General features: G+C 46.9%; 16 protein-coding genes. All 16 read left to right on the forward strand.

Annotation, left to right across the window (positions count from 1 at the left end; genetic code table 11):
• Positions 1–55: 55 nt before the first annotated feature.
• Entirely contained in the window at positions 56–1,435 is a 1,380-nt protein-coding gene (locus tag AC5ELV_RS20015) for a lipopolysaccharide biosynthesis protein (protein WP_028541812.1), read from the forward strand.
• Positions 1,410–2,384: a polysaccharide pyruvyl transferase family protein gene (locus tag AC5ELV_RS20020; RefSeq protein WP_493431572.1), complete on the forward strand. Its 975-nt coding sequence runs from the start codon at positions 1,410–1,412 to the stop codon at positions 2,382–2,384. Before AC5ELV_RS20015 ends, AC5ELV_RS20020 begins: the two co-directional genes overlap by 26 nt.
• 301 nt (positions 2,385–2,685) lie before the next feature.
• The gene (def, locus tag AC5ELV_RS20025; protein ID WP_493431573.1) at positions 2,686–3,267 is read left to right on the forward strand and encodes a peptide deformylase; all 582 of its coding nucleotides are present in this window, start codon (positions 2,686–2,688) and stop codon (positions 3,265–3,267) included.
• 164 nt (positions 3,268–3,431) lie between these two features.
• Positions 3,432–5,222, forward strand: a complete 1,791-nt coding sequence (locus AC5ELV_RS20030) for a cache domain-containing sensor histidine kinase (protein ID WP_493431574.1) — start codon at positions 3,432–3,434, stop codon at positions 5,220–5,222.
• The gene (locus AC5ELV_RS20035; RefSeq protein ID WP_493431575.1) at positions 5,215–6,873 is read left to right on the forward strand and encodes a response regulator; all 1,659 of its coding nucleotides are present in this window, start codon (positions 5,215–5,217) and stop codon (positions 6,871–6,873) included. The genes AC5ELV_RS20030 and AC5ELV_RS20035 overlap by 8 nt, the downstream gene beginning before the upstream one ends.
• Before the next feature lie 402 nt (positions 6,874–7,275).
• Entirely contained in the window at positions 7,276–8,682 is a 1,407-nt protein-coding gene (locus AC5ELV_RS20040; RefSeq protein ID WP_493431576.1) for a cytochrome ubiquinol oxidase subunit I, read from the forward strand.
• Positions 8,669–9,682: a cytochrome d ubiquinol oxidase subunit II gene (gene cydB, locus AC5ELV_RS20045; protein WP_493431577.1), complete on the forward strand. Its 1,014-nt coding sequence runs from the start codon at positions 8,669–8,671 to the stop codon at positions 9,680–9,682. The genes AC5ELV_RS20040 and cydB overlap by 14 nt, the downstream gene beginning before the upstream one ends.
• On the forward strand, positions 9,682–11,442 hold the full coding sequence (gene cydD, locus AC5ELV_RS20050) for a thiol reductant ABC exporter subunit CydD (protein ID WP_493431578.1): 1,761 nt from the start codon (positions 9,682–9,684) through the stop codon (positions 11,440–11,442). Before cydB ends, cydD begins: the two co-directional genes overlap by 1 nt.
• A complete protein-coding gene (cydC, locus tag AC5ELV_RS20055; RefSeq protein ID WP_493431579.1) occupies positions 11,423–13,231 on the forward strand; it encodes a thiol reductant ABC exporter subunit CydC in 1,809 nt (602 codons plus the stop codon). The genes cydD and cydC overlap by 20 nt, the downstream gene beginning before the upstream one ends.
• A 91-nt stretch (positions 13,232–13,322) precedes the next feature.
• Positions 13,323–13,739 (forward strand): cupredoxin domain-containing protein, encoded by a 417-nt coding sequence (locus tag AC5ELV_RS20060; RefSeq protein WP_322156455.1) that lies wholly within the window; start codon positions 13,323–13,325, stop codon positions 13,737–13,739.
• Positions 13,740–14,186: 447 nt separating this feature from the next.
• Positions 14,187–15,200, forward strand: a complete 1,014-nt coding sequence (locus AC5ELV_RS20065) for an ABC transporter permease (RefSeq protein ID WP_493431580.1) — start codon at positions 14,187–14,189, stop codon at positions 15,198–15,200.
• A 15-nt stretch (positions 15,201–15,215) separates the two neighbouring features.
• Positions 15,216–16,118, forward strand: a complete 903-nt coding sequence (locus tag AC5ELV_RS20070) for a carbohydrate ABC transporter permease (protein WP_023990333.1) — start codon at positions 15,216–15,218, stop codon at positions 16,116–16,118.
• A gap of 74 nt (positions 16,119–16,192) precedes the next feature.
• Positions 16,193–17,887, forward strand: coding sequence for an ABC transporter substrate-binding protein (locus tag AC5ELV_RS20075; RefSeq protein WP_493431581.1), 1,695 nt, complete (start codon positions 16,193–16,195; stop codon positions 17,885–17,887).
• Between the two features lie 106 nt (positions 17,888–17,993).
• Complete coding sequence (locus AC5ELV_RS20080) at positions 17,994–20,465, forward strand: glycoside hydrolase family 95 protein (RefSeq protein ID WP_493431582.1); 2,472 nt, start codon at positions 17,994–17,996, stop codon at positions 20,463–20,465.
• A gap of 5 nt (positions 20,466–20,470) precedes the next feature.
• Positions 20,471–21,817: a GH1 family beta-glucosidase gene (locus AC5ELV_RS20085; RefSeq protein ID WP_493431583.1), complete on the forward strand. Its 1,347-nt coding sequence runs from the start codon at positions 20,471–20,473 to the stop codon at positions 21,815–21,817.
• Positions 21,818–22,030: 213 nt separating this feature from the next.
• Positions 22,031–22,279 (forward strand): hypothetical protein, encoded by a 249-nt coding sequence (locus tag AC5ELV_RS20090; RefSeq protein WP_493431584.1) that lies wholly within the window; start codon positions 22,031–22,033, stop codon positions 22,277–22,279.
• Positions 22,280–22,548 lie beyond the last annotated feature (269 nt).

Consider the following 22,548-nt stretch of genomic DNA (forward strand, 5'->3'; position numbering starts at 1 on the left):
CGCAATGTGAGCATAGAGACGAGAGGCTTAATAAGGAACAGGAGTTGGACGTAACATGAGCACATGGACAGCAGCAAGGAAAGTATTCACGGGTGACAGTCTCGCCAAAACGATCATGCGCACGAGCTTTAACAATTTTTTTGTGCTAATCGTTACGACCCTGACTTCCATCCTGACCGCACGTATGCTCGGAGTAGAGGGGAAAGGAGAACTGGCGGCAGTTCTGTTCTGGCCTACGTTGATCGGCAGTGTGTTGAGCTTCGGTTTGCCAACGTCGTTAATTTATAACATTAAGAAGAAAACAGGCACGACGGAAGAATTGCTGGCGTTGTCACTGTGGATTCAGTTGCCTGCCAGCTTGTTGGCGGGAGCGGTGGCCTGGATATGCATGCCGCTGTGGCTGAATGGTTATGGTGCGGACATCATCCAGCTGTCCCAGCTTTATTGTGCGGCAGCCATACCGCTGGCAGTGCTTACAGCGCTGACGACAGCATTGTCGCAAGGGCTGGATCGGTTTAGCGTATATAACGGTCTGTTGTTTTACTACCCGTTACTAAATTTCATCGGTCTGGTGACACTGTGGCTGATGGGCCTGCTCAATGTGCAGCTGGCAGGAGCAGTGAATTTTGCCGCGAGTTTCCTTGCGCTAGTGTGGGCGTTCCTCCGTTTGCGCAAGTATATGAATTTGCGTGCTTTCCGCCCATTTACCAGCCGCCAAGTGCTTCGTCCTTATTATAGCTATGGAGCGAGGGTTTACGGGATGGAGCTGATGGGGACGCTATCCACACAAACGGACAAAATCGTTATTGTGGCGCTGCTATCACCCAAAGCGTTCGGTCTGTACTCTGTCGTCTACGCCTTGTCTCGTGTGTTCAATGTGGTGCAAAATGCCGTCACTAACGTTACCTTTCCAAAGGTGACGGGAATGGAGCACAGCAAGATTGTCGAAACGGTAGGTCGTGCTTTTCGCATCTCTATGGCTGCGATGCTCATCGTCATTGTGCCTGCTCTATTCATTGGACGATACATGCTGGGGTTGCTGTACGGCCCCGCTTTTCTGGAAGCATCGCTAACGTTCTACCTGCTGTCACTGGAATGTATCATTGGCGGCGGCTCATGGATTCTGGCTTCGGCCTTTAACGCGCTGGGACGTCCGGGACTGGTATTGTTCCGGCAAATTGTAGCCTATGCGATCACCGTCGGTCTATTTTTTATTTGTACACCGATCTTCGGTCTGGACGGCATTGCAATTGCTTTGCTTGTAGGCGCTTGTGTACGATTGGCGTTCTCACTGTTCTCATTCCCGATGTTTTTCAATGTTCCGCTATCACGGATCATTTTTGATAAAAGTGATATTACATTTGTCATTCAGACTATACAAAAGAAGCGCAGGAAGGGAGAACTGAAAGATGCCGAATTTGCATCCCATGGCTAAACTGAAAAATAAGCTGAGTGTCATTCTCGACGTAGTCCCCCAAGGTTCGAATATCATTTATGTCGACTATCCCGTCTATAATAACGGTGGAGATGTACTCATCATGAAAGGTACCGAGGCGTTCTTCAAGGATAATGGCATCCGTGTCCGTGCCCGTTATAGCGCCATGGATATTCCCGATCAGCTCCAAATTCCGGGTGACTGGATTATCGTGTGCCACGGCGGCGGCAATTTCGGCGATCTCTATTCAAATCACCAAAATTTGCGGGAACGCATCGTTCGTGATTTCCCTAACCACCGAATTGTGATTATGCCGCAAACGATCCACTTTCAATCTGAACAGAAGGCTAATGAGGTCGCTGCCCTGTTTAATGCTCACCCGGATCTACATATGTTTGTGCGGGATACACGCTCTTATCAGTGGGCTAAGGACAAGCTGAACCAGTGCAGTATCACACTATGTCCTGATATGGCGCACCAGCTCTGGCCATTGAAGCCAACTACGGAAACAGTAAAGGATGTATTGTATTTCCTACGGACTGACATTGAAACGGTGGGTGAACAAAAGAAGTTCGATGACGAGGCAGATGCCGCTCACCGTCTGGACTGGGATACTTTGTTCACTCCGCTGGAAGTGAAGGGAATTGTCTATTTCCAGAAGTTTTACCGACTGGATAAGAAAATCGGTGGCCCGTTGCCTACGCGTACATTCTGGTACAAGTACACAGACCATCTTATGAACAAGGCGGTTACGCTGTTCAGCTCTTACCGCGAGGTTCGCACTTCACGGCTGCACGGTCACATTCTGGCCTGCCTGCTTGACATGCCGCATGTGGTCATTGATAATTCCTACGGCAAGAACTCGCAATATTATAATACCTGGACACAGCCGAATCCAAAGGCGCAGCTGTTTAGTGAAGCTCCAAGTGCGTTGGAGCAGCCATCTTAATAGTAAGAAAAGTTACGTATGATTAATTTCAAAAGTATGATAACGGCAAAAAATCTCCTGACCATTTCATTGGTTAAGGAGGTTTTTCGTTTAAGGCTATATAGAGCATAATTATAATTGTTAATTAGATAAACCATTAAGGCAATGAATATTTAATGACTTAAATACCGCTTCATTTTGACAATTCATTTCATGAATAGATATAATTTATGGGATAAAACTTGTAGGAATATTGGGAACTCCCCTAACTTTTACAGAATAACATGAAAGTATATTTATTTTAATGAATCGAGGCTGACGAATGAGTAATCAATCGATGGACATGCTTCTCACGAAGGATATCGTGCGTGAAGGGGAGTCTATTTTGCGTACGAAGGTTGATCCGGTATGCTTGCCGCTGTCTGAAGAGGATCTTCAACAGATGCAATGGATGCTGAATTATCTGAAAAATAGCCAAAATGAAGAGCTGGCTACCCGCTATGAACTGCGCCCGGGTGTGGGGTTATCTGCAAACCAGGTGGGTTTGAACAAAAGAATGTGCGCTATTTATTATGAAGATGGGGACAAAACGATAGAGTATGCGTTGTTTAATCCGAAGTTGGTCAGCCACTCCACGTCCATGATTTATTTGGAACAGGGAGAGGGGTGCTTGTCGGTAGATCGGTACGTAGCTGGATATGTACCGCGTTACGAAAAAATTCGTATTAAGGCCACTTTACCGGACGGAACACAGGAGCTATTGACTTTCAAAGGTTATGCAGCGATTGTAGTACAGCATGAAATGGACCATTTGGACGGCATTATGTTCTATGACCGTATCAATCCGGAAGATCCGCACAAGCTGCCGCAGGGAGTGCATATCGAACCTTTTGTACGTAAATAGTTCATGATCCGTAAAGTGTGGTGACTCTGTTCGCCACATTTTTTAAATTTTGCAAAAAATATAGATATAGAGGTTACGAAGAATTAAACTGAATACATGTAGGTCGAGATGGAAGATGTGAAAATACATAAAAATGTAAGCGCTTATTTTATGGGAGGGATGGCATGAATCGTGGAGTACGGCTTCTAATGAATAATATGCGTATGCGGAATAAGCTTCTGTTCTCCTATGTACTGATTGTCATGATCCCGGTGCTGGTGGTTGGCGGCTGCGTTACTTTTTATTTGCGAGAACAGGCATTGAATAGCGCAATTGCCCAGACGGTAAACAATGTGGAAAAGATCAAGAGCCAGACGGCAAATTTACTGCGTGTGCCAACGGATATTTCAAATGGGCTCATGTTCGATAAAAGGCTGAGGGAGATGGCGAACCGACGGTATCCGGGTATGGTAGAACTGATGAATGCGTATCATCAATACAAGGATTTTAATGAGTATACGCAGCAATATAGAGAGGTTGCTACCATCCGGTTCTATTCGTACAATCCGACGCTTGTCAATAATCTGGAGTTTATTCCAGTGGATTCTAACATTGAGCGGCAGCAGTGGTTCCAGACGGCTTTGAAGGGGACGGCGATTAACTGGTTTTACATTCAGGATAAGGAGGATAACCCGGTTAATCGCCTAAGCCTAGTACGGCAAATTCCATTTCCCGAATACAATACCAAGGGAGTTCTGATGATATCGCTGAGCCAGACCGAGTTGAATCATATGCTGAGCAAGGAGCCTTTTGAAACATTGATTGCGGATCGTAACGGGATTGTGGTCGCAGCTACTCGTCCGCAGTCAGTGGGCCAGACGTTGGGAGATTTACATTTGGGCTTTGATGTCCAGCGTGCGGGTAAGGGGATATATGAAGCGAAAATCAACGGAAAGTCCTCCAACATCATTGTGGATGAGTTGATGCCCGCCTCCAGTGTGAGCGGATTTACGATTATTTCAGTGTTTTCGACGGAGCATATTGTACAGGGAGCCAATCGAATCAGTCTGATTGGTGCTTTATGTGTCCTTGCAGTGCTGGTCATGGCACTGATTCTGATTACGATCATTTCCTGGCTGATTACCAAACGCCTACAGCGGTTGAGCTATGAGCTGGGTAAGGTAGCCGCGGGCGATTTTCATGTGGTATCAAGTGTGGAGGGAAGGGACGAGATCGGGGATTTATCCCGCCGTTTCAACTATATGGTGAGTAGTATTCGCCAACTCATGGCGCAGGTCTATGAGACGAGTGAGCACAACAACAGGCTGGAATTGGCGCAAAAGGATATCAAGCTAAAAATGATGGCCAGCCAAATTAATCCGCACTTTCTGTTTAATGCGTTAGAATCCATTCGAATGAAAGCACATCTGAATGGGGAAGCGGAGATTGCAACGACGGTGCGTTTGCTTGGCAGACTAATGCGCCGGAATCTGGAGATTGGCAGTGGTAAAACGACGGTACTACAGGAGCTGGATATGGTGCGTTCCTATTTGCAAATTCAGCAATTCAGATTTGGAAATCGTTTGATCTATGAAGTGAATTTGGAAGAAGGCGCGACGAACATGTCGATTCCTCCCTTAATCATACAACCGCTGGTGGAAAATGCAGTCATTCATGGTCTGGAAAATAAGGAAGAGCCAGTTACCGTGAAGGTAGATATTGCAATAGAAGAAAGAGAGCTGAAAATTAAAGTAGAAGATGACGGGATCGGCATGGAAGTTGGGCAACTGACCCGTCTGCTAGCTCGGATCAGGGGGACGGATGAGCCGGAAGGGAGCAGTATTGGCCTGCGTAATGTACATCAACGTCTGACATTGATGTATGGTGAACGCTATGGATTGCATATTGAAAGCGCATTACAAGTAGGAACAACCGTATACTTTTCCATACCGAGGGAGGAAGAGGAGAATGTATAAAGCAATGATCGTAGATGATGAGCCTGCGATTCGTGAAGGATTGTCCTCCATTATTGACTGGGGGGATTGTGGCTTCCGTATTGTCGATACGGCAGGGAATGGACGCGAGGCTCTGGATAAGTTCGGAGAGCATCGACCGGAGCTGGTCATTGTAGATATTCGTATGCCCGGGATGAGTGGACTGGAGGTTATACGTAGTATACGTGAAAAGAACGGGGAGCCGTATCATTTTCTCATATTAAGCGGATATGCAGACTTTGATTATGCACGGCAAGCCATGGGCTTCGGGGTGGATGGCTATCTACTGAAGCCAGTTGATGAGGAAGAAATGACGACAGAGTTGAAGCGGGTACGGCAAAACATTGAGGACGAGAAAGAAGACGGCAAATGGGGAAGTCCGCCTTCCCATGAGCGTAATTGGATCGAAGCACTATTGTTTCCGGTTCATCGAGAGCATGCTCGTAATGCCGTGGAAAGCAGCGATTCTCTGCACAAAGCATCCGAGCAAGCTGAACATCACAGCGGTAACGGAAAACATGGACAACAGCCCGCGTTACCAGCGTTGGACTGGAGTAGCTATCAGGTTATTCTGCTGGATTTACGTATTCCCGACTGGGATCGGCAAGCTCGGCAGTCGGCAGCAAAGCAACGGCTAACAGAATTGTGCCATGAGCAGGGTAGAGGTATCGTGTTTGAGGCTGGAATATATATGGGTCTTTTGCTTCCCGCCACATTACAAACGGAGAAAGATGCTGTTCAGTTACTGGCTACTTGGCGACAGGAGCTAGAGCCGTGGGCAACGGAAATTTATGCGGCTGCCGGTGATCCTGTATCCATTCTTAGCGACATTCCCAGATCTTTTGAGCAGGCACTACGATTGTTAGAACGTACGTTTTTGTTCCGGGCAGAAAGAGTCATGCTTTCCGGAGAACTACACGAATTGGAGACAGTTGAGACTGATATGAGTGGAGCATCTGATAGTGCCACAAATGATCCCCTACGTTATGCAGAAAAGCTGTACTATGCGCTAGATATGGCTAATAGTGAAGCTGCAACCCGTGTCATTAAGGAAATGGAAGGCCAATTTCCACGGATTTATCGCACAGAATCTGCAATCAAGGCAGCGTTCGCCCAAACATTCACACTGGCGTTGAACAAGTATGCAGCCGGACAGGATCACAGCCGAACCGTGCTGGAGGAGCACTCCAGCTTTATAACCGATGTATATGCTTATTCCACATTGGGCGAGCTGGTGGATCACTCGCTGGAGCATGTGTTGCAATGGATTGGCCAAACTGATCCTGGTGGCAAGGGCATCATCATGAAACAAATGATTGACTTTATACATAGTCATTATGATGAAAATTTGCGACTGGAGTTACTGGCAGATATGTTCAATTACAATAGTGGCTATTTGGGCAAACTGTTCAAAAGTCATACTGGCGAGGCCTTTAATGCCTACTTGGATAAGGTGAGGATTGAGCGGGCAAGGGAGTTGCTTGCACAAGGAATTAAGGTGCACCAGGTGGCGGAACGCGTAGGGTATGCGAACGCAGACTATTTTCATAGTAAATTTAAAAAGTATGCTGGAATGTCACCTTCCTCTTACCGTAATCGGGTTCAAAAGAACGGAGGAACAGATGGCTGTTGATAGATTCCTAGGTTTAATGCTATGAAGTCTCTCTTGCAGATGTCGGAGGTACGAACTCCGAACGAAGAGAGGCTCTTTTTTATGGTGAAAAATTGGATAGATCAATCGAAAATGTCACATTTATTATGGAGTTTAGGGTGTTTTCATCAAATCGCCACCATTATGACACAGCTTTGACACGATGTTCACATTTTCGATTCTATTTCATTTAAATTTATTCTATATAATGGGGATAATCTGAAGCCGGATCATGACAGCCATGGTAAAGGTAGTTGAGTGAGTCATTTTCTAAAAAAGTGACCGCTGCATATGTAAGAATGTGAATACTATCACAAATGTAGAAAGTTTCAGATTAAAGACACTATAAATCATTGTTAAGAGAAGTGCAGGGGGGGCAACATCATGGACGTATTGGATTTGGCACGGTTGCAGTTTGCAACCACAACGATTCTTCACTTTGTTTATGTGCCGATCTCCATCGGATTGTCGTTATTGGTGGCAATTATGGAGACGATGTATGTTATCAAGAAAAATGACTTGTACAAAAAAATGGCTCAATTTTGGGGAACGTTTCTGCTGATTAACTTTGCACTGGGCGTAGTCACCGGGATTTTGCAAGAATTCCAGTTCGGGATGAACTGGTCGGACTTTTCCCGTTTTGTGGGTGATGTATTTGGTACGCCGCTGGCGATTGAAGCATTGCTTGCATTTTTCCTAGAATCGACCTTTATCGGATTATGGGTATTCGGTTGGGAAAGATTGTCCAAAACGGTCCATTTAATTTGTATGTGGTTGGTATCTATCGGTACGATGTTATCGGCATTGTGGATTCTAGCTGCTAATTCATTCATGCAGCGTCCAGTAGGATATGAGATTCAAAATGGACGTGCAGAAATGAAAGATTTTGCCGCTCTGTTAACGAACGAACAACTGCTATGGGAATTTCCGCATACGCTGTTTGCTGCTTTTGCGACAGGAGCATTTCTGATCGCGGGTATCAGTGCATGGAAGCTGATGCACAAAAAGAATATGGACTTTTTTAAACCTTCTTTCAAATTGAGCATTATTGTTGCCTTAATCAGCGCCATAGCTATTCCTTTGTTTGGTCATGGTCAGGCTCAATATTTAGTGAAAACACAACCGATGAAGATGGCTGCCAGTGAGGGCTTATGGGAGAACAGCGGTGACCCCGCTCCTTGGACAGTTATCGCATGGATTGATCCTGGAAACAAGGAAAATACCTTCGAGATTAAAGTTCCTTTTGCTCTGAGTTTTCTATCCTATAGTAAATTTACCGGCTCTGTGCCTGGTATGAATGAGCTTCAGGCTGAATATGAGAAAACCTATGGTCCGGGCGATTATATCCCGCCAGTACGAACCACGTTCTGGAGCTTTCGCATTATGATTGCAGCCGGGTGTGGCATGATTGCACTCGCTTTATATGGAGCTTACCTGACGTTCCGTAAAAAGTTGGAAGGTTCACATCGCTGGTTCTACCGCCTTATGATATGGGGGATATCCCTTCCATTCATTGGTAATACTGCAGGATGGATCATGACCGAAATAGGTCGCCAACCGTGGACGGTATTTGGTCTGCTTCAAACAAAAGATTCTGTTTCACCTACTGTTGTGGCTGGAGAAGTGCTGTTCTCGTTCATCTCATTTACCACATTGTATTTAATTTTAACAGGTGTGCTGGCGTTTCTGTTTTACCGTACGGCTCGCAAAGGTCCGGATATTGATTCACAACAGCAAACCGTAATTCATGATCCATTTGCCCAAGGGGGTGACACCATTGTCGCTAAATGATTTATGGTTCTTATTGATCGCTGTGCTGTTTACTGGCTTCTTTTTTCTGGAAGGCTTTGATTTTGGCGTAGGAATGGCCACAGGATTGGTGCCGCGTAATGACCAACAAAAACGTTTGATGATCAATACGATTGGTCCATTCTGGGATGCGAACGAAGTGTGGCTGATTACAGCAGCAGGTGCGATGTTTGCCGCTTTCCCGCATTTTTATGCAACTATGTTCAGCGGATATTATCTGGTATTTGTCTTTATTTTGCTAGGTTTGATCTTGCGTGGAGTTTCTTTTGAGTTCCGCGGCAAGGCTGAAGGGAAATGGTGGACAGGAACGTGGGATGCTTGCATTCTGATTGGCAGCTTTCTACCGCCGATGCTGTTCGGTATGGCTTTTGCGGCTTTGGTGAAAGGTGTACCTATTCAGCAAAACATGGATTTGAAAGCTGGATTTTCCGATGTATTCAATGGGTACACCGTATGGATTGGACTGACAGTGGTCGGAATGTGCCTAATGCACGGGCTGACGTTTATTTCCCTACGGACGATTGGAGAAGTACGGGATCGCGCTCGTGTGATCGCGTCCAAGTTTCTTCCGGTATTGGGGATTTTATTGGCTGGTATGGTGGTATGGACTTATTTTGCAACGGATTTATTCGCACGTCGCGGTCCCTTTATGTATGTTGCGGTTGCGGTGGGAATTGTCGCCTATGTGCTGACATGGTATTTCCTGAAGCAGCGCCGTGAAGGATGGGCCTTCGGAATGACAGGGGCAATGATTTTGCTGACCTTCGTTTCATTATTCGTCGGTTTGTTCCCAAGATTTATGGTGAGCTCGATTAACAGTGCTTTTGATTTGACGATTTATAATGCAAGCTCCAGTCATTACACACTGAAAGCCATGACGATTGTTGCAGCAACGCTTTTACCCTTTGTGCTGGCTTATCAGGCGTGGAGTTATTTTGTTTTCCATAAGCGTCTCAGTGAGAAGGATCATTTGGAATACTAATGGATAAGGCATGGTTTGAATTAAAGGGCATTCGGCCAGTGATGCTGCTACTGGCTGCCCTTTCCCTGCTCCAGGGGGCCGCAGTGATTGCACAAGCAGTCTTCTTGGCAAAGGCTGTTACGATTTTATTTGAACAAAATCCGCTGGTGATGGCTTGGCCTTCGCTGGCGTTGTTTTTCGCTGCTTTTGCAACGAGGCATACGGCGATCTGGCTACAACGCCGGACAGCAGGCCGTTTTGCTGAAGCTTCAGGCGCTTCCTTACGGGAGCGTCTGCTTGCACGTTTGTTCGAACGGGGGCCGGGTTTTGCTGCGCAGGAAGGCAGCGGCAAATTGGTGACGCTAGCGCTGGACGGCATGGATCGTTTTCGCACGTATTTGGAACTGTCCATTCCTCGAATGATTGACATGATGGCTGTAACTATACTTGTACTTGTGTATGTTTTCACATTGGATGTCATTTCAGGTGTGATTTTGACGACTACGATGCCGATCCTGGTAGGCTTCTTTATTTTGCTGGGCTTGGCGGCGCGGAAGCAGGCAGACAAACAGTGGCGTTCCTATCGTCTGTTATCTCACCATTTCACGGATTCGCTGCGTGGACTTCAGACACTAAGGTTTTTGGGTCGTAGCCAAGAGCATGGGGAAACGGTTGGGAAGGTCAGCGATCAATACCGCACGGCAACGATGCGCACGCTGCGGGTAGCGTTTCTTTCCTCATTTGCCCTCGATTTTTTTAGTATGCTATCGGTCGCTTTTGTCGCGGTAGGCTTAGGTTTGCGCCTGATTAGTGGCTCGGTGGGTTTGGAGGCAGCGCTTGCGGTGCTTATTTTGGCACCAGAATATTTTATGCCCATACGCCAGTTGGGATCAGACTATCATGCTTCACTGGATGGTAAGGAGGCTTGGGGAGCAATACGCTCTATTCTCAGTACAGAAGATGATGCGACCGAGCCGAATAAACAGGCAGCTAACGATAAAGGATTGGACATCACGGGACAGGACATTCTTGAGCTGTCTGATGTGTGTCTCCTTAATGAAGATGGTTCGGCTCGGCTTGAACATGTGTCTGCCACTGTTGAACCGCACATGAACATGATCGGCATCGTTGGAGCTAGTGGTGCAGGTAAAACGACGCTGCTTAGTCTGCTTGGCGGCTTTGCTGATCCCACTTCGGGCGAGCTGCTCCTGAATGGATGTGGATTGGCTGGGGATGCCAAAGCTGAATGGCAACGACATATTGCTTATATTCCACAGCATCCATACCTGTTTAGCGCTTCACTGGCAGATAATATCCGCTTTTATGAACCAGAGGCATCCAATCAGCAGGTAGAGTGGGCGATTGACGCGGTTGGACTGCGTGAACTGGTAGACGGTCTTCCGGGTGGATTGAATGAGCCCATTGGTGAAGCAGGTCGGACACTGAGCGGAGGGCAGACGCAGCGGATTGCATTGGCGCGGGCATTGCTCAGTAATCGTCCGGTTATTTTATTGGATGAGCCTACGGCGCATCTGGATATTGAGACAGAGTGGGAGCTAAAACAGACGATTTTATCGGTTTTGAAACATAAGAGAATGTTTCTTGCCACCCATCGGCTTCACTGGATGTCAGATATGGACTGTGTCTGGATGATGGATCAAGGTCGTCTGGAAGAAGTAGGCTCCCATCAGCAATTGATTGCCCGTAAGGGGGCATATTACCGATTGCTGACGGGGATATCGGAAGGAGGGAACGGGCGATATGAGAGTAATGGACAATAGCAGACAAGGCTGGTTTGGGACGTATCTGAGACAATATTTTTTGGCCTTTCTGGTAGCTGCTCTTTTGGGCGCGCTGGCTATTGGATGTGCGGGCGCGTTGCTCTTTACGTCCGGTCATCTGATTACCCGTTCGGCCTTAAAACCGGAAAATATATTAATGGTGTACGTGCCAATTGTGCTTGTGCGAACATTTGGCTTTAGTAAAGCGGTTATTCAGTACCTGGAGCGCTTGGTAGGACATGATGCCGCACTGCGCCTGGTGTCCCGTATGCGGGTACGCTTATATCGGGCAGTAGAACCGCAGGCGCTGATGATTCGCAGCAAATTCCGTACAGGGGATTTATTAGGATTGCTGGCAGAGGATATTGAACAGCTTCAAAACATCTATCTGAAGCTAGTTCTGCCTGCGCTATCGGCTTTGCTGATTTATGCAGCAGGCATCTCGGCGCTCGGACGGATGGACGGAACCTTTGCCTTGCTCATGGCGCTATATGGCGGATTTTTGCTTTTTATTGCTCCAGCTATCTCACTATGGACCTCACTCGCCAAACGGCGAATGTTCAAGCAGGAACGGAATAAAGCCTATCAGGAGCTGACGGATGCTCTGTTCGGCATGAGTGATCTGGTGCTGAGCGGACGGACTGGGTATTTCCTGAGTACCTTTACACAACGGCACAATAGGGCTGCCGTGATGGAAAATTCACTTCGCCGGAGCGAGTGGCGTTCTCATTGGATGGCACAATGCGTTGTAGGCGGCGGGATTGTGATTATGACTGTGTGGGCCGGAGGGCTAGTGGCACAGAATCGTATAGAAGCCACGTGGTTGGCATCCTTTGCCCTTGTGGCTTTTCCATTGCTGGATGCCTTCGTTCGCGCTGGAGAAGCGGTGGTTCATGCGCCGGAGTATCAGGATTCACTTCGACGGTTAAAGGATTCGGAGAAAGATACACATACACCTGTGTCATCATCGCTTCCGGTTACTGTGGATGCAGGACACCCATCAGCAGGCGGCACAGCAGACACTATAGATGAGCAGGCTACCGCTCTGGGATTGGGCCACGGAGGAGACCTGCTGCTGAACAACGTAAGCTACCGCTATGCGGCAACGCAGGAATGGAGCGTGCGTGATATCTCCCTGCACGTACCGCAGGGGGGCAAGCTTGCATTGCTTGGTCGCAGTGGTGCGGGCAAGTCTACGCTGCTGAACCTGATTCAGGGTGCATTGCGGCCTGATGAAGGGAGCGTCACTGTCGCAGGGATTCCCGTATATACGGGTGGAGCATACTCCAGTCTATTTGCGGTGCTAAACCAACAGCCGTATTTATTCGATACAACGGTAGCGAACAATATTCGGCTGGGACGACCCGATGCTACGCTGGATGAGGTTCGTGCAGTAACAGAGCAGGTAGGGCTTGGAGCCCTGATTGATTCTTTGCCGGCGGGCTACGATACCCGAATGCAGGAGACAGGTCTTCGTTTTTCCGGTGGAGAAAAACAGCGGATTGCACTGGCTCGGATTTTGCTGCAAAATCACCCAATTGTTTTACTGGATGAGCCGACAGTGGGGCTTGACCCGCTGACGGAGCATGAGCTCATGCAGACGATGTTTCGTGTGCTGGAAGGCAAAACATTGATCTGGATCACGCATCATCTGACGGGGATGGAGCATATGGACGAGGTGATCTTTATGGAAAAAGGGGTTATTTCCATGCGAGGAAGCCATGAACAGCTGTGGCAGGAGCAGCCCCGATACCGCAACCTGTATGAGCTGGATCATCCGAGCCTGTGAAATGAGGTATTTAAAATTTTGATTAACTTTTATATACTGGTTAGAGTTGATGTGTCACATGTAGACATTCAACTGGAGGGGGCTGATATTAATGAAAACACTTATCTCTAAGCATTGGCATTTGATGCTGATTGGTTTTGTAGCCCTGAGCATGGGCGGGTTTGTCTTGTTTTATTTTCAAGGGAGCGTGTCGTCGTTTCCGGCCATTCAACCTAAACAAGCTCAGGAAGAGCCAGACAAGACCAAATATGAGATTGTTACAGTGGGTGTAAAAGGGGACGGCTTCTATCCTAAAAATATTGAAGTGAAAGCTGGCGTTCCAACCAAAATCAATTTCAAGAAAATGACATCCTTTACTTGCATTGATGAAGTGCAGTCGTTGAAGATCGGAATGGACGTTTACCTGGATCACGAAAATAATTATTTTACCGTCAAGGACTTGAAGCCGGGGGTATATGAGTATAATTGTGGCATGTACATGTACTTTGGGACGATCACAGTAAAATAAATCAAAATAGCTTTCTAGCACATTGATGCTAGAAAGCTATTTTTTTCCTTTAATCAATTAGGTTAATTGCGACAGTATGTGTATATATATCATCATCCACCTGTGGTGCAATGCACTATCCTTTACCTCTAATCAGCTTACATTGCTGATCTTTTGTTTTTTACAAGACTTCTCTCAGAAAAATTAAATGAAAACGGAGCAGGCGGAATGGTGCTGGACAAGCGAAGCGGTCGCCTTTGTCCCCGGATTTCTACCTTTGTGTGCTTATTCAAGAAATCCGGGGACAACAGCGATGGGAAGCACCATCCGCATGCGTAGTGGCACGAATGTAATTTTTTTCATCCCATATATCTAATTTTGAACTGATTTTTCTCCTAATTCGTCGGGTATCCGCTTCCAAGCCAGCAAAGTATGATAATAGTATCTGGAGATGAGGAGGAGCTTGTTATGGGATCTTCAACTGAAACCGCTTCCAACAATGGTGCTGTGATTCCTGAATCCAATCGGGGAAGACCACGCAAGGCTCGCGGCCCGAAGCCTGATCGTGGTAAAAAAGGCTTGTGGGACAGTGTAAAGCAGCAAAAGTATCTTTATTTTATGTCCATTCCTTTCGTCATATGGGTGTTTGTTTTCAGCTATCTTCCACTTTGGGGCTGGACGATGGCGTTTCAAAATTATAAGCCAGCCAAATCTTTTACGGACCAGAAATGGGTAGGGCTGGATAACTTTATTGAGCTATTTCAGGATGAACGATTTTATCTGGTATTACGCAATACGCTAGCGATGAGCCTGATGGGGATTGTATTTGGTTTTGTCGTACCGATCTTCTTTGCAATTCTGTTAAATGAGCTGCGGGGAATGCTGTTCAAACGGTTTGTGCAGACAATATCCTACCTCCCGCATTTTGTATCCTGGGTAGTTGTGGCCGGCTTGGTCACCAAGATGCTGTCCATTGACGGAGGCATTGTCAACGATGTATTGGTAGCGCTTCATATTGTGGATGAACCGATTCAGTTCATGGCAAAGGGGAGCTGGTTCTGGTACATTGTAACCGCTTCCGACATATGGAAAGAGACAGGTTGGAATACGATTATTTATTTAGCTGCAATCACGGGAATTGATCAGGAACAGTATGAAGCATCGCGCGTGGATGGAGCGAGTCGTTGGAGACAGATGTGGCATATTACACTGCCGGGTATCCGCTCGACGATTGCCGTTCTGTTTATTATGGCGATTGGACATCTGGTGAGCAACGGTTTTGAAAAGCAGTTCTTGCTTGGCAATAGTCTCGTGACGGATTATTCCGAGGTGCTGGATCTGTATGCGCTCAATTACGGGATTAATTTGGGTCGCTTCTCTTACGGGACGGCAATTGGTATTTTCAACTCACTGGTTAGCATTCTGCTGTTGTTTACGGCGAACGGTATATTCAAAAAACTGACCAAAGAAAGCATCATGTAGGGAGGGAGAGGCGAAATGACGAATAAGGCATTTAATGCTACCCGGTCTGAGAAACTGTTTGACCTATTTAACTACATCCTCATGGCTCTGATCGTGGTGTTGACGCTGTACCCGTTTCTGAACGTACTTGCGATTTCCCTGAACAATTCAACGGACACGGTTCGCGGCGGTATTTATATATGGCCCCGCCAATTTACGCTCGAAAATTACAAAACGATTTTCCAGTACGATGGCCTTCTTCAGGGACTGCAAATATCTATTCTTCGTACTTTGGTCGGGACGGTACTCGGATTGATCTGCGCGTCTATGCTAGCTTTTACATTGAGTCGGGTCGAGTTTCGCGCTCGTAAGTTTATTTCTACGTTTTTGGCGTTGACGATGTATTTTTCCGGCGGGATGGTGCCCGTGTTTATTTTGATGCGTGATCTGCATCTGCTGGGTTCGTTTTGGGTGTACATTTTTCCAGGCTTAATTAGCGCATTTAACGTGTTTGTCATTCGTTCCTTTATGGACGGTTTGCCGTATGCGTTGCAGGAGTCTGCCAAACTCGATGGGGCGAATGATTTTACGATTTACTGGAGAATTATTTTGCCGCTATGCAAACCAGTATTGGCAACGATTGCTCTTTTTCTGGCAGTAGGTCAGTGGAATGCTTGGTTTGATACGTATTTGTATAATGGTGGGGCGCCGCAATGGACGACGCTACAGTATGAGCTGATGAAGATACTGCAAAGTACGCAGCAAGGCGGCTCCAGTATGACGAATAGTAACGATATGGCTAAGCAAATGGCTCAAATTTCACCAGAGTCGATCAAAATGGCAATCACGATTACGGTTACGCTCCCCATCCTGATGGTGTATCCGTTCTTGCAAAAATATTTTGTAGGCGGTATGACGCTGGGGGCAGTGAAATCATAAAAGCTGGGATTCCGGTAGTAAAATAGTAGTTATTTGCAGGAGAAGCCATCATAGGAATATAGGAGGATTTATACATGAAAAAACACTGGTCCAGATTTGCACTGATTCCCTTGCTCGCGGTGTCTCTTACCGCACTCGCAGGTTGTGGAGGAAGCGATAAAGCAGCAAAGGAAGGCACATCCAGCAGCACAGACCCGATTACGTTTAGCTTTTTTGGAGCAGATACAAGCCCGCAATGGAATGGAATGAAGGATGAAATAGGCAAGGAAATCACCAAGAAAACAGGTGTAACCTTGAATGCGGAGTTTGATGTCAGCGGTGGGGGTGGAGATGATCGAATTGCTCTGATGGCAGCAAGTGGAGAGTACCCGGACTTGGTTTCTCCTAAAGCGAATATTAGTAAGCTTGTGGATGCGGGGGCCATGATTGATCTGACAGATCTGATCAACGATCACGCACCCAACCTCAAAAAGCTATATGGACCCTATATGGATCGGTTGAAATACAGTAATAAAGATCAATCCATCTATGTCCTTCCTACGTATGCAGGTGTGGGACAGGAGAATTTTGATGCGACGGGCGGATTTGAAATTCAGCATAAGGTGCTCAAGGAGTTAGGTTATCCAAAGGTAAGAACGCTACGGGATTATGAAAACGTACTCAAAACCTATACTGCCAAGCATCCGACGATCAATGGCAAAAAAACAATCCCACTCACGCTGGATGCAGACGACTGGAGAATTATGATTACCGTAACGAATCCTGCCTTCCAGACGACTGGAGCGCCGGATGATGGTGAATATTTTATTGATCCCAAAACATTTGAAGCGAAGCTTCATTACAAACGTCCGGAAGAAAAGGAATATTTCCGTTGGTTGAACCACATGTACAATGAAGGGCTGCTCGATAAAGATTCGTTTGTGCAAAAAAGTGATCAATACAAATCCAAAATTGCCAGCGGCCGTGTCCTCGGTCTGATTGATCAGGAGTGGGGGTATCAGGATGCCGAAAATGCGTTAAAAGCTTCAGGCAAGGCCGATTCCAGCTACGCGCATTTTCCAGTTACACTTTCGGAGGAGTACAAGGATAGCTCCTTTCAGGATACGGGCTTCGCGTCTGGCTATGGTGTAGGTATTACGGAAAATTGCAAGGACCCGGTGCGGGCCATAAAATTCCTTGATTATTTAGCTTCTGATGAAGGACAGGTGCTAGTGAACTGGGGGATCGAGGGCAAGCATTATGAGATCAAAGATGGCAAACGTGTCATTCCGGCTGATGTGCTGGAGCAAAAAACGAACAATGCAACCAACTTCAGCAAATCCACGGGTATAGATTTGTACACGCTCATCAGCGGACACTATGGTGACGGTGTGAAGGACCCTACGGGTAACTACTATACTGCCAAATTCCCGGAGCAAATTATCGCGGCTTATTCGGAGCCAGAGAAAGAATCCCTTAAAGCATATGGCGTAAAAACGTGGAAAGATCTGTTCCCGGACAAGAAAGAATTTGATGTAAAGCCTTGGGGCGCAGCCTATAACCTGACAACAGACAATGAGTCCAACTATAACGTTACATTCAAAAAAACGACAGACATTATTCGCAAACGTATACCGGAAGCTATTTTAGCACCGGCTTCCAATTTTGATACGGTATACGACAATATGATTAAAGAACTGGATGCCGCCGGAGCTGTCCAAATGGAACAGCAATACACGCAACTGGTGAGGGATAGAGTGGAGTTATGGAGTGGCAAGGCTGCTAAATAGCTGACTGCTTTTAACGAGATTTTGAATGCCGGAATGACAGAGCGCTTGTCCTTGGGGTCCATACGGGATTAGCGCTCTGTTTGATCTTGATAGGGGAGGGTTTGATGTGACGAAAGGCGAAAGGCCACAGTCCCTGCGTTTATGGTATCGCCAGCCTGCTGAGGTATGGGAGGAAGCATTGCCAGTCGGCAATGGAAGACTGGGAGCTATGGTATTCGGCGGAATCAGAGAGGAGCATTTGCAATTAAACGAGGATACGCTCTGGTCTGGATTTCCCAGAGATGGCGTTCAGTATGATGCATTGCGATATTTGGAGCCTGTTAGAAAGCTGATTGCAGATGGAAAATACAAGGAAGCGGAACAACTGATTAATGCGAAGATGCTAGGTCGCGATACGGAAGCCTATCAGCCTTTGGGAGATTTGTGGATTACGCAGGAGGGCCTAGGGGAAATAGTGCATTATGAACGGAAACTGGATTTGCTGACTGGAACGGCAGCGGTCACTTTTCAGAGTGATGGAGTCCGCTATACCCGTGAAGTTATCGCCAGTGCACCAGATGGAATCATGATGGTGTCACTGACTGCGAATAAGCTTGGGAAGATCCATGCATCTGTGCGCATCACTTCCCCCCATCCTTGTGAAGACGAGGTTGGAGAGGAAGCTCATTTTGGTGATTCATCCAAATGGGATAGCGATAAAGAGGACGATTCATCCGATGAGCCGATCAGGGACTTTATTACGTTGACTGGACGAGCGCCCAGTCATGTGGAATCTAATTATCACGGCGATCATCCACAGTCTGTCGTTTATGAAAATGATTTGGGGATGGCTTTTGCAGTTCAGGCGAGGGTTATTCCTGAGGGAGGAACCTTGACGAAGGGTGCTGATGGAGCCCTAGTGATATCGGGCGCGGATAAAATCACGGTGTATTTGGCAGCAGCTACCGGATTTCAGGGATTCCACGTTATGCCGAATAGTGATGCAACAGAGTCAGTAGAAGCATGCCAATTCACTTTAGACGGAGCGATTTCTCTGGGTAGTGAGCAGGTGCGGCAACGCCATGAACAGGATCATCGAAAGCTGTTTGACCGCGTTGCATTAGAACTGGGAGGTGATACTCTAGCCGACGAGTCCGTTCTACCGACCGATCTGCGATTAGAACGTTATCAGAAAGGTCAGGCTGACCCGGGGCTGGAAGTGCTGTTATTTCAGTATGGCCGCTATTTGTTGATGGGCAGCTCACGTCCTGGGAGTCAGCCTGCCAATCTTCAGGGCATCTGGAATGACCGGGTGCAGCCGCCGTGGAACAGTAATTATACAACCAATATTAATACTCAGATGAACTATTGGCCCGCAGAGGTATGCAATCTTGCCGAGTGCCATGAGCCATTGCTGCACATGATTGGAGAAGTGGCTCGTACGGGACGGAGGGTAGCCTCCATCCACTATGGTGCTCAAGGGTGGGCAGCTCATCACAATGTAGATGTGTGGAGATACGCCGGACCTTCAGGAGGCCATGCCAGTTGGGCATTTTGGCCGCTTGGGGGTGTATGGCTAACTACTCACCTATGGGAACGCTATCTGTTTACGCTGGATACAGCCTATTTGGCAGAACAAGCTTATCCGCTTATGAAGGGGGCGGCAGCCTTTTGCATGGACTGGCTCGTGGAAGGCTCGGAGGGTCGGCTTGTGACATCCCCATCCACATCACCTGAAAATAAATTCAAAACGTCGGACGGCGAGGATTGCAGTATATCTATGGGCTCCACCATGGATTTGACGCTGATTCGGGAGCTGTTGGGTAACTGCATTCAAGCTGCGGATCTGCTGGAATTAGACGATGAGTTCCGCAATCGCTGTGAGGAGACACGGGACAGGTTAATGCCCTATCAAATTGGCCGTCACGGTCAGTTACAGGAATGGTTTGTCGATTTTGAAGAGGCGGAGCCTGGGCATCGACATGTTTCGCATCTATATGGGTTATATCCTGGTCGACAAATTCACATCCGTGATACCCCGGAGCTGGCTGAGGCGGCCCGCATATCGTTGCGTCGACGGCTGGATCACGGTGGTGGGCATACCGGATGGAGCTGTGCCTGGTTGATTAATCTGTACGCCCGACTGGAAGATGGCGACGCCGCACATCAGTATGTTCGCACGTTGCTGTCGCGATCGACCTATCCTAATTTATTTGACGCTCATCCCCCTTTTCAGATCGACGGTAATTTTGGTGCGACGGCGGGGATCGCAGAAATGCTGCTACAAAGCCGTCCGGGAGAGCTGACGTTACTGCCTGCCCTCCCAATGGCATGGCCGGAGGGCCGGGTCAGTGGATTGAAGGGACATGGCGGGATGACGGTTGGCATGGAATGGTCCGGTTCCCGGCTTATCCGTGCAGAACTGGCTACATCCATCTCAGCAGGAAGCTGCACGATTCGCAGTGCACATCCATTTAGCGCAGATGCTCGTCAGGCTCTGCCTGATCCTGAGCATGGAGGATTTATTTTGTCATGGATTTTTACCAAAGAGCAGGAAATAACGAACGGACATACGATTATAATTGAAGGAGAGGAATAGACAATATGACCATTTTTCAATTTCCGCAGGACTTTATGTGGGGGACCGCGACGGCAGCCTATCAAATCGAGGGAGCTTATGAGGAGGATGGGAGAGGTTTGTCGATCTGGGATACCTTTGCCCATACGCCTGGCAAAGTATTCAACGGTGATAACGGCAATGTAGCTTGTGACAGCTATCATCGCTACGAGGAAGATATCCGCCTAATGAAGGAGCTGGGCATTCGTACATACCGTTTTTCCGTGTCCTGGCCGCGTATATTTCCCAATGGTGACGGTGAAGTCAATCAAGAAGGATTGGACTATTATCATCGCGTAGTCGATTTGTTGAACGAAAATGGGATTGAACCGTTTTGTACACTGTACCATTGGGATCTGCCTCAAGCGCTGCAGGATGCTGGAGGATGGGAGAATCGTCGCACGATTCAAGCATTTGTCCAGTTTGCAGAAACGATGTTCCGCGAGTTCCACGGTAAAATACACCATTGGCTAACATTCAATGAACCGTGGTGCATCGCCTTTTTATCCAATATGCTGGGTGTTCATGCCCCGGGCCTGACAAATCTTCAGACAGCTATTGATGTAGGACATCATCTACTAGTTGCGCATGGTCTTTCTGTGCGCCGCTTCCGCGAGTTAGGCACTAGTGGCCAGATCGGTATCGCTCCCAATGTCTCCTGGGCTGTTCCTTACAGCACATCTGAGGAAGATAAAGCCGCTTGTGCGCGCACCATTTCCCTGCACAGTGACTGGTTTCTTCAACCTATTTATCAAGGCTCGTATCCTCAGTTTTTGGTAGACTGGTTTGCGGAGCAGGGAGCCACCGTGCCTATTCAGGATGGGGATATGGACATTATTGGCGAGCCTATTGATATGATCGGTATCAATTACTATAGTATGTCGGTTAATCGCTTTAATCCTGAAGCCGGGTTTCTTCAATCTGAAGAAATCAATATGGGGCTACCTGTAACAGATATCGGCTGGCCAGTGGAGTCGCGTGGGCTGTACGAGGTACTTCATTATTTGCAAAAATACGGTAACCTCGACATTTATATCACAGAGAATGGGGCTTGTATCAACGATGATGTCGTGAATGGCAAGGTTCAGGATGACCGTCGCATTTCGTATATGCAGCAGCATTTGGTGCAGGTACACCGGGCGATTCATGACGGCCTTCATGTCAAAGGATATATGGCATGGTCACTTATGGACAATTTTGAGTGGGCAGAGGGATATAATATGAGATTTGGCATGATTCATGTCGATTTTCGCACACAGGTCCGCACCCCGAAGGAAAGTTACTATTGGTATCGAAATATAGTAAGTAATAACTGGTTAGAGACCAGACGTTAAACGAAGAGCGATCTTTTTAAAGCAAAGACGGATCTGTCTTCATTCCCTTTTGTTTGAATACTGGGTCTTCCGGGGTAATAATAGTCAGGATATGCAGAGGGTTGTTTCAGGTATGTAGAGACCAAAGGGAATAAAGAAGCAAGATGTGTGCATACTGACAAAAATACCGAACGAGGGCGTTAAAATTATTTTGGACCGAAGGGAGTGGAGGAGATGGCTGCAAATTTTAGGAAATCAGGATCAACTGACGGGCAAATGAGCCGTACGGTATCTGTTATCGCTTTGATCACCTGTATTGCAGGTATTATCCTTATTTTACTTGATATAGGAAATTTGACTGATCGAAATATATATTTAATGACAGGTATTGGCTGCGTTGTTGCCGGAATTTTCATTTTTCTCGTTGGGAAATCATTTGTCATTGCACGCAAGAAGGAAGACCAGGAAAACGGTCGTAGTTAATAAATTTAAAAATGATTTAAAGCAAATAATATACTGAAAACAACAACGTGGGGCTTCGAGCAGTGTAGGATGATAACTGTAGGGAGTCCCGCTTTTTTCTTTAATATAACTTCTTTAAGATACACAAATAACGTTTTTAATATGTCATCTTTGAATTATAATATATTTTGAATTTGCAAGAGAAATTTTATTTTTAGAGATATTTTTCACAAAAATCGGACAAATAATCGACAATTCTGTTAACAATAAAAAAAGTGGCCGCTTTTCTG

The sequence above is a fragment of the Paenibacillus sp. NMA1017 genome, assembly GCF_058895805.1.

Coding starts and splice junctions, on each gene's coding strand:
- AC5ELV_RS20030 (WP_493431574.1), top strand. CDS start 3,432: ATGAATCGTGGAGTACGGCTTCTAATGAATAATATGCGTATGCGGAAT.
- cydC (WP_493431579.1), top strand. CDS start 11,423: ATGAGAGTAATGGACAATAGCAGACAAGGCTGGTTTGGGACGTATCTG.
- def (WP_493431573.1), top strand. CDS start 2,686: ATGAGTAATCAATCGATGGACATGCTTCTCACGAAGGATATCGTGCGT.
- AC5ELV_RS20060 (WP_322156455.1), top strand. CDS start 13,323: ATGAAAACACTTATCTCTAAGCATTGGCATTTGATGCTGATTGGTTTT.
- AC5ELV_RS20070 (WP_023990333.1), top strand. CDS start 15,216: ATGACGAATAAGGCATTTAATGCTACCCGGTCTGAGAAACTGTTTGAC.
- AC5ELV_RS20075 (WP_493431581.1), top strand. CDS start 16,193: ATGAAAAAACACTGGTCCAGATTTGCACTGATTCCCTTGCTCGCGGTG.
- AC5ELV_RS20035 (WP_493431575.1), top strand. CDS start 5,215: ATGTATAAAGCAATGATCGTAGATGATGAGCCTGCGATTCGTGAAGGA.
- AC5ELV_RS20040 (WP_493431576.1), top strand. CDS start 7,276: ATGGACGTATTGGATTTGGCACGGTTGCAGTTTGCAACCACAACGATT.
- AC5ELV_RS20090 (WP_493431584.1), top strand. CDS start 22,031: ATGGCTGCAAATTTTAGGAAATCAGGATCAACTGACGGGCAAATGAGC.
- AC5ELV_RS20015 (WP_028541812.1), top strand. CDS start 56: ATGAGCACATGGACAGCAGCAAGGAAAGTATTCACGGGTGACAGTCTC.
- AC5ELV_RS20065 (WP_493431580.1), top strand. CDS start 14,187: ATGGGATCTTCAACTGAAACCGCTTCCAACAATGGTGCTGTGATTCCT.
- AC5ELV_RS20085 (WP_493431583.1), top strand. CDS start 20,471: ATGACCATTTTTCAATTTCCGCAGGACTTTATGTGGGGGACCGCGACG.
- cydD (WP_493431578.1), top strand. CDS start 9,682: ATGGATAAGGCATGGTTTGAATTAAAGGGCATTCGGCCAGTGATGCTG.
- AC5ELV_RS20020 (WP_493431572.1), top strand. CDS start 1,410: ATGCCGAATTTGCATCCCATGGCTAAACTGAAAAATAAGCTGAGTGTC.